9 protein-coding genes are annotated in these 12,833 nt (G+C 63.2%); all 9 read left to right on the top strand.

The genetic code is table 11. The annotated features are described in order from the left end of the window. Positions 1 to 432: 432 nt before the first annotated feature. The 9 genes from ACZRMH_RS23900 to ACZRMH_RS23860 all read left to right on the top strand — a co-directional run bounded on the left by ACZRMH_RS23900 (position 433) and on the right by ACZRMH_RS23860 (position 12,817). On the top strand, positions 433 to 1,392 hold the full coding sequence (locus ACZRMH_RS23900; protein WP_016780594.1) for an AAA family ATPase: 960 nt from the start codon (positions 433 to 435) through the stop codon (positions 1,390 to 1,392). A gap of 3 nt (positions 1,393 to 1,395) precedes the next feature. Further along, entirely contained in the window at positions 1,396 to 2,340 is a 945-nt protein-coding gene (locus ACZRMH_RS23895; RefSeq protein ID WP_464015574.1) for a DUF58 domain-containing protein, read from the top strand. Further along, positions 2,337 to 2,831, top strand: a complete 495-nt coding sequence (locus ACZRMH_RS23890; RefSeq protein WP_464015573.1) for a DUF4381 domain-containing protein — start codon at positions 2,337 to 2,339, stop codon at positions 2,829 to 2,831. The genes ACZRMH_RS23895 and ACZRMH_RS23890 overlap by 4 nt, the downstream gene beginning before the upstream one ends. Beyond that, positions 2,824 to 3,900 (top strand): vWA domain-containing protein, encoded by a 1,077-nt coding sequence (locus ACZRMH_RS23885; RefSeq protein WP_464015572.1) that lies wholly within the window; start codon positions 2,824 to 2,826, stop codon positions 3,898 to 3,900. The genes ACZRMH_RS23890 and ACZRMH_RS23885 overlap by 8 nt, the downstream gene beginning before the upstream one ends. Further along, positions 3,897 to 5,654, top strand: coding sequence for a VWA domain-containing protein (locus tag ACZRMH_RS23880; protein WP_464015571.1), 1,758 nt, complete (start codon positions 3,897 to 3,899; stop codon positions 5,652 to 5,654). Before ACZRMH_RS23885 ends, ACZRMH_RS23880 begins: the two co-directional genes overlap by 4 nt. After that, on the top strand, positions 5,651 to 7,285 hold the full coding sequence (locus ACZRMH_RS23875) for a BatD family protein (protein WP_464015570.1): 1,635 nt from the start codon (positions 5,651 to 5,653) through the stop codon (positions 7,283 to 7,285). Before ACZRMH_RS23880 ends, ACZRMH_RS23875 begins: the two co-directional genes overlap by 4 nt. 65 nt (positions 7,286 to 7,350) lie before the next feature. Beyond that, entirely contained in the window at positions 7,351 to 8,592 is a 1,242-nt protein-coding gene (locus ACZRMH_RS23870) for an exonuclease SbcCD subunit D C-terminal domain-containing protein (protein ID WP_464015569.1), read from the top strand. Next, positions 8,589 to 12,230 carry an AAA family ATPase gene (locus ACZRMH_RS23865; RefSeq protein WP_464015568.1) on the top strand — a complete coding sequence of 1,214 codons (3,642 nt, stop codon included), beginning with the start codon at positions 8,589 to 8,591 and terminating at the stop codon, positions 12,228 to 12,230. Before ACZRMH_RS23870 ends, ACZRMH_RS23865 begins: the two co-directional genes overlap by 4 nt. Beyond that, entirely contained in the window at positions 12,227 to 12,817 is a 591-nt protein-coding gene (locus tag ACZRMH_RS23860) for a glutathione S-transferase (protein WP_464015567.1), read from the top strand. Before ACZRMH_RS23865 ends, ACZRMH_RS23860 begins: the two co-directional genes overlap by 4 nt. The last annotated feature ends 16 nt before the right edge of the window (positions 12,818 to 12,833 follow it).

Genomic DNA, 12,833 nt, shown 5'->3' with positions numbered 1-12,833 from the left:
TGGATGGCCCGTGGCGGCGTGCCCACGGAGCAGGACCGGAGCGAGGGAACCTGAGCGCAGCGAAGGCCGTACGATGGGGCAAGGCCTTTTTGGGTACTTTTGTGGCTGTTTGACAAAAGTGCCTCGCCGTAAGGGCGAAACCTTAATTCCAGTTAACCGCGAGTGCTGGATATGTACTCGCAATTCCAGTTAGAACCACCGAGTACATATCCATTCGATATGTCACGGCTATCTACGCGATGCCCATCAGCTTTCACACCTCCCAACCACCCCCCCAGATGAGCACCATTCTCAACAACCCTGTCCATTTCAGTTTTTTCCTTAAAAAGCCCCACCGCCATTAGTCCCCAGCCCCTCCAATGGATTAAAGTAATGCCCCCAGCCCCGGCGTAATTGTTGCGCCGCCGGTGTCCTTTTCAGGAACAGTATTCGATGGAACATCGTGAAGCGCTGCTTGCGCTGCGAACCTTTCTTTCAACCCAGATCCTCGGTCAGGAAAAGTTGATCGACCGCCTGCTGATCGCATTACTGGCTGACGGCCATATGCTGGTCGAAGGTGCGCCCGGCCTGGCCAAGACCAAGGCCATCAAAGAGCTGGCTGAAGGTATTGAGGCGCAGTTCCATCGAATCCAGTTCACCCCCGACCTGCTGCCTGCCGATATCACCGGCACCGAGATCTATCGCCCGGAAACCGGCAGCTTTGTGTTCCAGCAAGGGCCGATCTTCCACAATCTGGTGCTGGCGGACGAAATCAACCGTGCGCCGGCCAAGGTGCAATCGGCGTTGCTCGAAGCCATGGCCGAACGCCAGGTCAGTGTGGGCCGCAGTACCTATGAGCTATCGCCGCTGTTTTTGGTGATGGCCACGCAAAACCCCATCGAGCAGGAAGGCACCTACCCATTGCCCGAAGCCCAACTCGACCGCTTTCTGATGCACGTCAAAATCGGCTTCCCCGACGCTGCCGTCGAACGGCGTATCCTGCAACAGGCCCGTGGCGAAGCCCTTAACGGCGAAACCAAACCCGAACGCCGGGTCAGCCAGCAGGCGATTTTTGCCGCTCGCAAGGAAATCCTTGGGCTGTATATGGCCGACGCCGTGGAGGAATACCTGGTGCAGCTGGTCATGGCCACCCGCACCCCGGGCAAATTCGACCCCGAGATGGCCGAATGGATCGCCTACGGCGCCAGCCCCCGAGGCTCGATTGCCCTCGATCGCTGCGCGCGGGCCCATGCCTGGCTGGCCGGGCGCGATTTTGTCAGCCCCGAAGATATCCAGGCCGTGCTGTTCGACGTGTTGCGTCACCGCATCATCCTGTCGTTTGAAGCCGAGGCCGCCGGGATCGACCAGGACCGCGTGGTCCAGCGCATCCTCGATGTCGTTGCCGTTGCCTGACCGATGAACACCCCCCTGCCCGCCGAACCCGGCATCCGCGTGACCCTTGCGGAACTGATCGAGATGCGCCACCGGGTACGCGAAGTGCAACTGTTCGCCTCGCCCAGCCAGCGCAGCCCGCTGGTGGGCTTGCATCACTCGAAATTGCGCGGGCGCGGGGTCGATTTCGATCAGGTGCGGGTCTACCAGGCCGGTGACGATGTGCGCACCATCGACTGGCGCGTCACGGCGCGTACCCAGGAACCCCACACCAAGATGTTCCATGAGGAACGCGAGCGACCGATCTTTATCCTCGCCGAGCAAAGCCGACGGCTGTTTTTCGGTTCGGGGCTGATGTTCAAGTCGGTGCTCGCCGCCCAGGCCGCCAGCCTGATCGGTTGGGCCGCCCTGGGGCACAACGACCGTGTCGGCGGGCTGGTGTTCGGCGACCATGAGCACTACGAAATCAAGCCCCGGCGCAGCAAGCAAAGCCTGCTGCAATTGCTTAACCGGCTGGTGCGGGTCAATCAGTCATTGCACACCGAAATGCAATCAGACCGCGATGCCCTGGGCATGGCGCTGATCCGTGCCCGTGAAGTACTGCGCCCCGGCAGCCTGGTGATCGTGATCTGCGACGAGCGCGCCCTCACCGACGCCGCCGAGCAGCAACTGAGCCTGCTGTCGCGCCATTGCGACCTGATACTGCTGCCGCTGTCCGACCCGCTCGACCACGCCCTGCCCGCTGCCGGGCTGCTGCGCTTTGCCGAGCGCGGCGCGCAGCTGGAACTGGACACCCTCAACTATGATTTACGCCAGGCCTACCGCGCCCAGGCCGAAGCCCGTATCGCCCGCTGGGAACTGCTGGCGCAAAAACTACGGGTATTGCTGATGCCCCTGAGCACGCAAAGTGAAATGGTCGAACAACTGCGCGAATACCTCAACGCCAAACGCCCGGGCAAAGCCCAATGAAACAACTTGAACAACTGCAACCCTTGATCGTCCCGCCTGCGCTCGGTATCTGGCCGCCTGCGCCTGGCTGGTGGCTGCTGCTGATCGTGCTGCCGGCGCTAGGCTGGGGGCTGTGGTGGCTGCGTCGCTATCTGCCCGCCAAACGCCAAGCGAAGCCTGTAGAACAACCACTGGACCCGGTGCGCCTGGCCGCGCTCGAAGAACTCGCACGCTTCCCCAAGCCCTACGACGGTGCCCCCGCAGGCGCCTGGCTGCAGCAGCTCAACGGCCTGCTCAAGCGCCTGTGCCGCAACCACTACCCCTACAGCCAGAGCCACACCCTCAATGGCCGCAAATGGCTGGCGTTTCTGGATAACCGCTGCCCTGCCGCCGGTTTGACCCGCTGGATGGTGCTGGTTGAGGGCGCCTACAAGCCCGAGTGCAAGCTCGACGACAAGGCCATCGCCGGACTCAATCAGGCCGTGGAAACCTGGATTCGCAAACATGTTTGAATTTGCCTGGCCGTGGCTCTTCGCCCTGCTGCCCCTGCCCTGGCTGATGCGCCTGGTGCTGCCGCCTGCGGACAGCGGCGAGGCAGCGCTGCAGGTGAGTTTCCTCAGTGACCTTGAGCAACTGACCCGGCGCAAGGCCCGCACCACCCTGCCGTCCTGGCGCCAGCAAATCCCCTTTGTGCTGCTCTGGCTGCTACTGTTGACCGCCGCTGCCCGCCCGCAATGGCTGGGCGAGGCACTGCCGATTGCCGCCAGTGGCCGCGACTTGCTGGTGGCAGTGGACGTCTCCGGTTCCATGGACTACCCGGACATGCAATGGCAGGGCGAAGACGTCAGCCGCCTGGATCTGGTCAAAAGCCTGCTCGGTGACTTTCTGCAAAACCGTGAAGGCGACCGCGTGGGCCTGATCCTGTTCGGCAGCCAGGCCTACCTGCAAGCACCGCTGACCTTCGACCGCCGCACCGTACGCACCTGGCTCGACGAAGCGCGCATCGGCATCGCCGGTAAAAATACCGCCATCGGTGACGCCATTGGCCTGGCCCTCAAGCGCCTGCGCCAACGCCCGGCACAAAGCCGGGTGCTGATCCTGATTACCGACGGGGCCAACAACGGCGGCCAGATCGACCCGCTGACTGCTGCCCGCCTGGCCGCCGAAGAAGGGGTGAAAATCTACCCGATCGGCATCGGCGCCGACCCGGAAGAAAGCAGCAGCAAAGGCATGTTCACCATCAACCCCGGTGTCGACCTTGATGAACCGGCCCTCGAAGAAATTGCCAAAGTCACCGGCGGGCGCTACTTCCGTGCCCGCAACGGCGGCGAACTATCGGCCATCAAGGACACCCTCGACCAACTCGAGCCCGTGGCCCAGCAACCGACTCAGGCCCGCCCGGCACAGGCACTCTACTACTGGCCCCTGGCAGTCGCCCTGTTGTTCAGCGTGCTGTTGGTGATACGCGAACTGTGGCCCAACCATCCGCTGCAACGCTGGCTAAGCAAGGAGCATTTTCTGCAGCAACATCCCGACTGGCGCGCCCGGCTTAAACGCCTGCGCCTGCGCAGGCGCCGATGAGCGCGCTCTGGCCGCACTGGTTTCGCCCTGAATGGCTGCTGATCCTGCCCCTGCTCGGCTGGCTGCTGTGGAAACGCTGGCACCGGGAAAAACGCGCAGGCCGCTGGCAGATGATCCTGCCACCGGCCTTTCATCGCGTCCTGCTCAGCGGCGGCAATGGCCGCAGCAGCAAGCTGCCGTGGATCGCCCTCGGGCTGGGCTGGCTGCTCGCCGTGCTGGCGTTGCTCGGCCCCAGCTGGCAACGGGTCGAACAGTCCATGCAAAAACCCGCTGACCCGCTGGTGGTGATGCTGGAACTGACCCCCGAGATGCTCGCCACCGACAGCTCACCCAATCGTCTGGAGCAGGCGCGGCGCAAGCTCTACGACCTGCTGCAAAACCGTACCGATGCGCAAACCGCCGTGATCGTCTACGCCGGTAGCGCCCACACCCTGGTGCCGCTGTCCGATGACATGGCCACCAGCCGTAACCTGCTTGAGGCCCTCAAGCCGTCGATCATGCCGCAGCCGGGCCATCGTGCTGACCTGGCCGTCGACAAGGCACTCGAACTGCTCAATCAGGGCGCGCTGGGCCAGGGCCGCCTGTTGCTGATCACCTCATCCCTCAGCGAACAGGAACGCAGCGGCATCCGTCAGGCCCTGGATGGTCAGGCCCTGGATGGCCACGCCCCGCAACTGCTGATCCTGGGCGTCGGCAGTCGTGAGGGCGCGCCGGTGGTTGACGAAAACGGCCAGTTTCTCAAGGACGATCAGGGCGCAATCCTGCTGCCGCGCCTCGACAGCCCGAGCTTGCGCGCATTCGCCCTGGATGTGGACGGGCGCTATCGCCAGGCCCGCCTGGATGACAACGACCTGCGTGGCCTGGGCCTGCTCGACGGGCCACAACACCTGCGCGATGACGGCCAGACCCTGCAACTCGACACCTGGGCCGACCAGGGTTACTGGCTGTTGCTGCCCCTGCTATTGCTGGTGGCCTGCGCGGGCCGGCGTGGCTGGCTGTTTTGCCTGCCCTTGCTGTTTGTGCTGGCCCCCCAGCCCGGCTATGCCATGAGCTTTACCGACCTGTGGCTGCGCCCCGATCAGCAGGGCGTGCGCCTGCTGCAACAAAACAAACCGCTGCAAGCCGTCGAACACTTCAGTGACCCGCTCTGGCAAGGGCTGGCACTGTATCAGGCCGCTGACTATGCCGGGGCAGCCCAGCGTTTTGCCGAGGTCAACAGCGCCGTAGCCCACTATAATCGCGGTAATGCCCTGGCCATGAATGGTGAACTGGAAGCCGCCATCGATGCCTGGGAGCAAGCCCTGGAGCTGCAACCCGAACTCGAGGCCGCTGCCCTGAACAAGGCCCTGGTCGAGCAGTTGCTGGAGCAGCAACGCGCCCAGGCACAGGCCGAAGCCGAAGCTGAAAAAGAACCCGAGCAACCTGCGCCAGCCGAGTCTGAAACCCCGCTGAGCACCAGCGCCCAGGGTGCCTCCAGCAGCACCACACACAATGAAGACAACAGCTCGGCCGCCAGCCCCACCACCGAGCCACCGCCGGACGAACAGCTCGACCCCGAGGCCGCCCCGCACGCCGACGGCGAACCCGGCGACGAACAAACCACGCGCCCGCCTGTACCGGTCGCCAACCAGACCGTAGAAGAACAGCGCCAGGCCCTTGAACAATGGCTCAGACAGATCCCCGACAACCCCAGCGAGTTGTTGCGCCGCAAATTCTGGTACGAACAGCAGCAACATCAGGACACGCCTAAATGAACCGCCTCTGCGCTTTGCTTCTATTGCTGTGTTGCTGGACCTTGCCAGCCCACGCCCTGGGCCTGGTGGCCAGCGTTGACCGCGACCAGCTCAGTTCCGGTGAAACCGTCGAGCTGACCCTGCAATCCAGCGACGTCACCCTGTTCGGCAAACCCGACCTGACTCCGCTGGACGCCTTGTTTGAAGTACGCGGCACCCGTCAGGTCAACCAGCTCAACAGCCTCAGTGATGACAACAAGGGCACCACCCGCTGGATGATCACCCTGCAACCCAGGCAGACCGGCACAGTGATCATCCCGTCGCTGCAAGTCGGCGACTACCACAGCCAGCCGATCACCCTGACCGTGACCCAAAGCGTAGTCAGCGACAACGAACTGGCCCCGGTGTTTATCGAAGCCAGCCTCGACCAGCCCAGCGTCTACGTCCAGGCCCAGGCGCTGCTGACCCTGCGCATCTACCATTCTGTGGCGCTCTACGACGACAGCAGCCTGACCTCCCTGCACCTGGACGACGCCATCGTCGAGCAACTGGGCGAGTCGCGCACCTATGAAAAACTCATCAACGGCGTGCGCCACGGCGTGATCGAGCGCCGCTACGGCATTTACCCGCAGCGCAGCGGCGAGCTGATCATCCCGGCACAAACCTTCAGCGCCACCCAGGTCGACAGCCAGCAAGCCACCGCCCCTGCCCCGCTTGGGCCCAAACCCGGCAAAATGGTGCATGTGACATCGGCCGAAATACCGCTAACGGTTCTGCCCAAGCCCGAGAGCTACCCGTCCAATGCCCCCTGGCTGCCAGCCCGCAGCCTGAGCCTGAGCGAAACCTGGAACCCCGAGCCGGACCATACAATGGTCGGTGACTCCCTGACCCGCACCCTGACCCTCAAGGCCGAAGGCCTGTCCAGCGCCCAACTGCCGCCCCTGCCCGCCACGGACGTCAACGGCCTGCGCCGCTACCCCGACTTGCCGCAACTGAGCAATCAAGTCACTGAAAACGGCCTGATCGGCAGCCGCGAAGAGCGAGAAGCGCTGGTACCGACCCGGGTCGGGCAGATCGAATTGCCTGCCGTCGAAGTGGTCTGGTGGAACACCCACGAAGACCACCTGGAGCGCACCTACCTGCCGGCGCGTACCCTGCTGGCTGCGGCCAACCCCAACCAGGCCGTGGACACGCCGGTCAGCGGCACGCCGTCGGCACTCAACGAAGAATCATCGCTGTGGCTCTGGCAGCTCAGCACCCTGCTTCTGGCCTGCACTACCCTGGCGAGCCTGGCCCTCTGGTGGCGGGCGCGCTGGCAACCGGCGATCTTGCGTGCCGCGCAAACCGGGCCCAGCCCGCGCACCCTGCTCGACGACCTGAAACGCGCCAGCCTGGCCAATGACCCCCAGGCTACGCGCCAGGCGCTGGATGCCTGGGCACGGCAACAACCGGAAACCCTGGCCGATATGGCCGCGCGCTTTGTGCCGCTGTCCGATGCCCTCGACGGCCTGAATGGCGCGCTCTACAGCGAAACCGGCCAGTACTGGCAAGGCGAAGAACTGTGGAAAGCCATTCGCAGCATCCCTGCCACCGAGCGCGAGCAGGACGCCGCCAGCGAGCCGAGCAGCCTGCCGCCGCTCTACCCCAAATAATTTCAAGGCAACCCGTGCCCGCCTGAGCGAACGGGTTACCAACCCCTTTAAAAACGGATTCTGTTATGCGCCTGTTTCACACTTCCGACTGGCACCTGGGGCAAAACCTCCACGGCCAGGACCGCGACTTCGAGCATGCCTGCTTTCTCACCTGGCTCCTTGCCCAACTGGCCAGTGAACAGCCCGACGTACTGCTGATCGCCGGTGACATCTTTGACACCGTCAACCCGCCGGTCAAAGCCCAGGAGCGGCTCTACGACTTTATCGTCAGCGCCCATGAGCAACAGCCCAAACTGACCATCGTGATGATTGCCGGCAACCACGACTCCGGCTCGCGGATCGAACTGCCCGCGCCCTTGATGCGCCGTTTGCGTACCCATGCCCTGGGCCGGGTGTTATGGCTCGACGACGGCCAGCTCGACGCCGAACGCCTGCTGATCCCCTTGCCCGATGCCAAAGGCAAAATTGCCGCCTGGTGCCTGGCCCTGCCGTTCCTGCGCCCCGCCGAAGTTACTGGCGCGCACCTGGGCGACGACTACCTGCGCGGTATAGGCCAGGTGCATGAGTGGCTGATCGCTGCCGCCAATGCCAAACGCAAGCGCGGCCAGGCCCTGATCGCCATCAGCCACGCCCATATGGCCGGTGGCTCGGTCTCTGAAGACTCCGAACGCAGCCTGATCATCGGCAACGCCGAAGCCCTGCCCGCCAGCCTGTTTGGCCCCGATATCAGCTACGTTGCCCTTGGCCATTTGCACAAGCCACAGCGGGTCAACGGCGAAGAGCGCATCCGCTATTGCGGCTCGCCGATCCCCTTGTCCTTCTCGGAAATCGGCTATCAGCACCAGATCCTCGACGTCAACCTCGAGGGCGAAACCCTGGTCAGCGTTGAATCACGCCTGATCCCCCGCGCCGTCAACCTGCAACGTATCGGCCCGCTGCCGCTGGCGGAGATCCTTGCGCAGCTGGCCGAATTGGCGGATATCGACCTGCTCGCCGACCTGCAGCGCCAGCCCTGGCTGGAAGTGCGGGTCAAACTGGATGAACCACAGCCCGACCTGCGCCAGCAGATCGAAACCGCCCTGCAAGGCAAATCCGTACGCTTGGTCCGCATCGCCGCTGAATACGCCGGCAGCGGCAGCCACGATGATGCCGACAGCACACGCCTGATCGAACTCGACCAGCTCACCCCACAGGAGCTGTTCAGCCGCGCCTGGCAAGAAAACTACGGCAGCGAAGCCGACGAACAGACCCTCAAGGACTTTGCCGTGTTGCTGCAAGAAGTTCAGCTGGAAGGTGAACAGCCATGAAAATCCTCGCCATCCGCCTGAAAAACCTCGCCTCCCTGGCCGGCCCTTTCGAGCTGGACTTTACCGCCGAGCCCCTGGCCAGTGCCGGGCTGTTTGCAATTACCGGCCCCACCGGCGCCGGTAAAAGTACCCTGCTCGACGCCCTGTGCCTGGCCCTGTTCGGCGCCGTACCGCGGCTGAACAACACCGGCCGCGATGCCAAGGTGCCGGATGCCGACGGTGAAATCGCCACCGGCGACCCGCGCACCCTGCTGCGCCGTGGCACCGGTGAAGGCTATGCCGAAGTCGACTTTGTCGGCATCGACGGCCGCCGTTACCGCGCCCGCTGGGAGGCCAATCGTGCCCGTGAAAAGGCCACCGGCAAGCTGCAGGCCAGCCGCCAGAGCCTGCGTGATCTGGACAACGACCAACTGCTGGCCAGCCAGAAAGGTGATTACAAGGTCCAGCTCGAAGCGCGCCTGGGCCTGAACTTCGAGCAGTTCACCCGTGCAGTGATGCTGGCCCAGAGCGAGTTCAGCGCCTTCCTCAAGGCTGACGACAACGAGCGCAGCGAACTGCTGGAAAAACTCACCGACACCGCGCTCTACACACGCCTGGGCAAACGGGCATTCGACAAGGCCAAAGAAGCCAGGGACGCGCACAAACTGCTGCAGGATCAGGCCGTCGGCGTCACCCCGCTTGAGCCCGAGGCCCGCGCCGAGCTGGATCAACACTTCAACCAGGCGCAGCAACAGTTAAAGAACCAGCAAGGCCAGCTCAAGCAACTGGAACAGCAACACAGCTGGCTCAAAACCCTGAGCGAGCTGCAAGAGCAGCGACACAGCGCAGCCGAGCAACTGCACCAGGCACAAGCCCTGTGGGACAGCCAGGCCGCGCAGCGCCAGACCCTGCATCTGCTGGAACAACTGGCCCCGCAACGCCATCAGTTTGCCCGGCTGGCCGAACTCGCCGCACAACTGAGCCCGCTGGCGGCACACATCAGTGCCCACCTGCTGCAGCAAACCGAACTGAGCCAGCGCCAGACCCGGCTTGAAGGCGAGCTGCAAAACGCGCAACGGGCAGCCACCCGGGCACAAGACGAACAACGTGAAGCCGCACCACGGGTACAACAGGCGCACCTGGAACAGGCCAATTTCAATCGCCTGACTCAGGCCCTGAACAGCCAGCAAGCCCTTCAGCAACAGGCCGAGCAGGCCTGTAACCAAGGGCAACAGGCCCTCAACAGCCTGCTCGAACGCCAGCAACAGGGCGCTGAACGCCTTGCGCAGATTGCCGCGCAGCTCGAACGCAGCAGCGAACTGGCGCCACTGGCCAGTGCCTGGGATGCCTACCGCCCACGGCTTCAACAGCTGGTACGCCTGAGCAATAACCTCAGCACCGGGCGCAAGGAGCTGCCGGGTCTTGAGCAGCGCGCCCAGCAAGCCGCGCAACAGCTGACCGAGCTGCGCAACAGCCTGGAAATCCTGTTCCAGGAAGCCGCGGCCGAACCCCACGCGGTCAACGAACAGATCCACACCCTGGGCAGCCTGCTCAAGGACAACCGCCAGCAGCAGCGCGCCTTTGAAGACCTGCAACGCCTGTGCAACAGCCAGCAGGCCCTCGATACTCGCCTGAACGCTTTACAGACCAAGCTGCAGGCCCTGCAAACCGAGCGTGAAACATTAGTCGAACAGGGCAACGACACCAAAACCCGGTTCGCCGCCGCTGAGCAGGCTTTGGAAGTCACACGCCAGTTGCTCGAGCGCCAACGCCTGGCACGCAGCGCAAGCGTAGAAGAATTGCGCGAACAACTGCAGGACGATCAGCCCTGCCCTGTATGTGGCAGCCATGAGCACCCCTACCACCAGCCCGAAGCCTTGCTGCAGAGCCTGTCTCGCAACGACGAACTCGAAGAAGCGAACGCCCGCAAAGTGGTCGTTGACCTCAAAGAAAAACTGGACCTGCTGCGCGATAAATTCACCGCCCTGAAAACCCAAATGCAAGAACTGCGTTTGCAGCACCAACAGGTTATTGAAGAACAACAGGCCCTGGCCCCAAGCCTCGAAGCACATCCGCTGCATGAGCAATGGCAGGCCCAGGACCCGGCCAGGCGCGAGCACTGGCTGACCCTGCGCCTGGAGCAATTGCAGCACAGCATCAGCCAGGACGAACAGCGCCAGAACACCCTCCTCGCCCTGCAAAAAGAAGCGGCCCATTTGCAACAGCAAATGCAGCGCTGCACCGAAGCCAGCCAGCTCGCCACCCGGCAACTGGCCGAGCAGCAAACGCATCTGAATGCTGACAGCCAGCGCCTTGAAGACGAACTCAGCGAGTTTGCCAGCCTGCTTACGCCTGAAACCCTCACTGCACTGCGCGACAACGCCTCTGCCTGCTTTATGGCCCTTGACCAGCAAGTGGCTGACCGTGTCGCGCAACTCGATCAGCAGCGTGACGAACAGGCTGAGCAGGCCGAACGGGCCAGTCACATCGAGCGCGAGCAGTACCAGCAGACCAGCCGCAGCAAAGAGCTGCAAACGCTGCAGCAAAGCGTTGGCGAACTCAGCCTGCAACAACAAGCAAGCCAGCAAGCCCTCAAGCAACTGCTGGGCGACTACGCCAGCGTTGAACACTGGCAGCAGACCCTGGAGCAAGCCGTCGAACACACGCGCATGGCCCAGACCCAGGCCGAGCAAGCCCTGCAGGCTACCGCCAACCAACTGTTGCAACTGGCGGCCGAACTCAAGGCCGAGCAAGAACGCCTGCATGCCCTGCAACAGGAACACGACAACCTCAGTGCCCAGCTTGGGCAATGGCGCGCGCAGCACAGCGAGCTTGATGACAGTCGCTTGCAACAGCTACTGGCGCATGACGACGCACACGTGCGCGAACTGCGCCTGCAACTGCAAAACAGCGAAAAAGCCGTCGAACAGACCCGTGTCCTGCTGCAAGAACGCGAGGAGCGTCTGGCCCGGCATCAGGCGCAAGCCAATGGCAACCTGGACGCCGAATCACTCGACAGCGCCCTGGCTGAACTGCACGCGCAACTGGCCACCAGCGAACAGCAGTGTGCCGAACTGCGCGCCCGGCAGAGCGAAGACCAACGCCGTCAACAGGCCAACCAGGCATTGGCCGAGCGTATCGCCCGGGCTTATGACGAGTGGCAACGCTGGGCGCGGCTCAATGAACTGATTGGCTCGAACACAGGCGACAAATTCCGCAAAATCGCCCAGGCCTACAACCTCGACCTGCTGGTGCATCACGCCAACGCGCAATTGCGCCAACTGGTACGGCGCTATCGCCTCAAGCGCGGCGGCAGCATGCTTGGCCTGCTGGTGATGGACACCGAAATGGGCGATGAACTGCGCTCGGTGCATTCGCTGTCCGGTGGTGAAACCTTCCTGGTATCGCTGGCATTGGCCCTGGGTCTGGCGTCGATGGCGTCCAGCACCCTGAAAATCGAATCGTTGTTTATCGACGAAGGCTTCGGCAGCCTCGACCCCGAGTCGCTGCAACTGGCGATGGATGCCCTGGACGGCTTGCAGGCCCAAGGGCGCAAGGTGGGAGTGATCTCCCATGTGCAGGAAATGCACGAGCGCATCCCGGTGCAGATCCAGGTGCAGCGCCAGGGCAACGGCTTGAGCACAGTGGAGGTGAAATGAACCAGCACGTGCTGTATTCGTTCCGCCGTTGTCCCTATGCCATGCGCGCACGCATGGCCTTGCGCTACAGCGGCGTGCCGCTGTCGATTGTCGAGGTCAGCCTGAAGGCCAAACCGGCCGCAATGCTTGCGGCCTCGCCCAAGGGCACGGTGCCCGTGCTGGTCTGTGCCGATGGCCGGGTGATCGAGCAAAGCCTGGAAATCATGCACTGGGCGCTGGGCCAAAATGACCCGGACAACTGGTTGCAAGCGGATCATGCGGGGTTGATCGAAGCGAATGACAGTGTCTTCAAGGTGCTGCTGGACCGCTACAAATACGCCATCCGCTACCCGGAGCAGCCGATGGAGCATTACCGGGCCCAGGGTGTCGAATTTTTGCAGCGGCTGGAAGATGTGCTGGCGCACACACCCTACCTGGCCGGGCCTGCGCTGAGTTTGGTTGATGTGGCCCTGGCGCCGTTTGTGCGCCAGTTTGCCCATGTTGATCGCGAGTGGTTTGCGCAAGCGCCCTTGCCCCATTTGAATGCCTGGCTGGAGCGGTTTTTGGCGTCTGACTTGTTTGTTTCGGTGATGGCTAAAAGCCCCTAACCCTCAGGGAAAGGGG

Source organism: Pseudomonas sp. B414 (assembly GCF_055408445.1).
Note: the sequence above shows the minus strand (reverse complement) of the source record. Positions and strands in the feature narration are given on the sequence as shown.

Bases quoted from the DNA above. Each gene is read 5' to 3' on its own strand.
- ACZRMH_RS23900 (WP_016780594.1), top strand. From the start codon at position 433: ATGGAACATCGTGAAGCGCTGCTTGCGCTGCGAACCTTTCTTTCAACC.
- ACZRMH_RS23895 (WP_464015574.1), top strand. From the start codon at position 1,396: ATGAACACCCCCCTGCCCGCCGAACCCGGCATCCGCGTGACCCTTGCG.
- ACZRMH_RS23890 (WP_464015573.1), top strand. From the start codon at position 2,337: ATGAAACAACTTGAACAACTGCAACCCTTGATCGTCCCGCCTGCGCTC.
- ACZRMH_RS23885 (WP_464015572.1), top strand. From the start codon at position 2,824: ATGTTTGAATTTGCCTGGCCGTGGCTCTTCGCCCTGCTGCCCCTGCCC.
- ACZRMH_RS23880 (WP_464015571.1), top strand. From the start codon at position 3,897: ATGAGCGCGCTCTGGCCGCACTGGTTTCGCCCTGAATGGCTGCTGATC.
- ACZRMH_RS23875 (WP_464015570.1), top strand. From the start codon at position 5,651: ATGAACCGCCTCTGCGCTTTGCTTCTATTGCTGTGTTGCTGGACCTTG.
- ACZRMH_RS23870 (WP_464015569.1), top strand. From the start codon at position 7,351: ATGCGCCTGTTTCACACTTCCGACTGGCACCTGGGGCAAAACCTCCAC.
- ACZRMH_RS23865 (WP_464015568.1), top strand. From the start codon at position 8,589: ATGAAAATCCTCGCCATCCGCCTGAAAAACCTCGCCTCCCTGGCCGGC.
- ACZRMH_RS23860 (WP_464015567.1), top strand. From the start codon at position 12,227: ATGAACCAGCACGTGCTGTATTCGTTCCGCCGTTGTCCCTATGCCATG.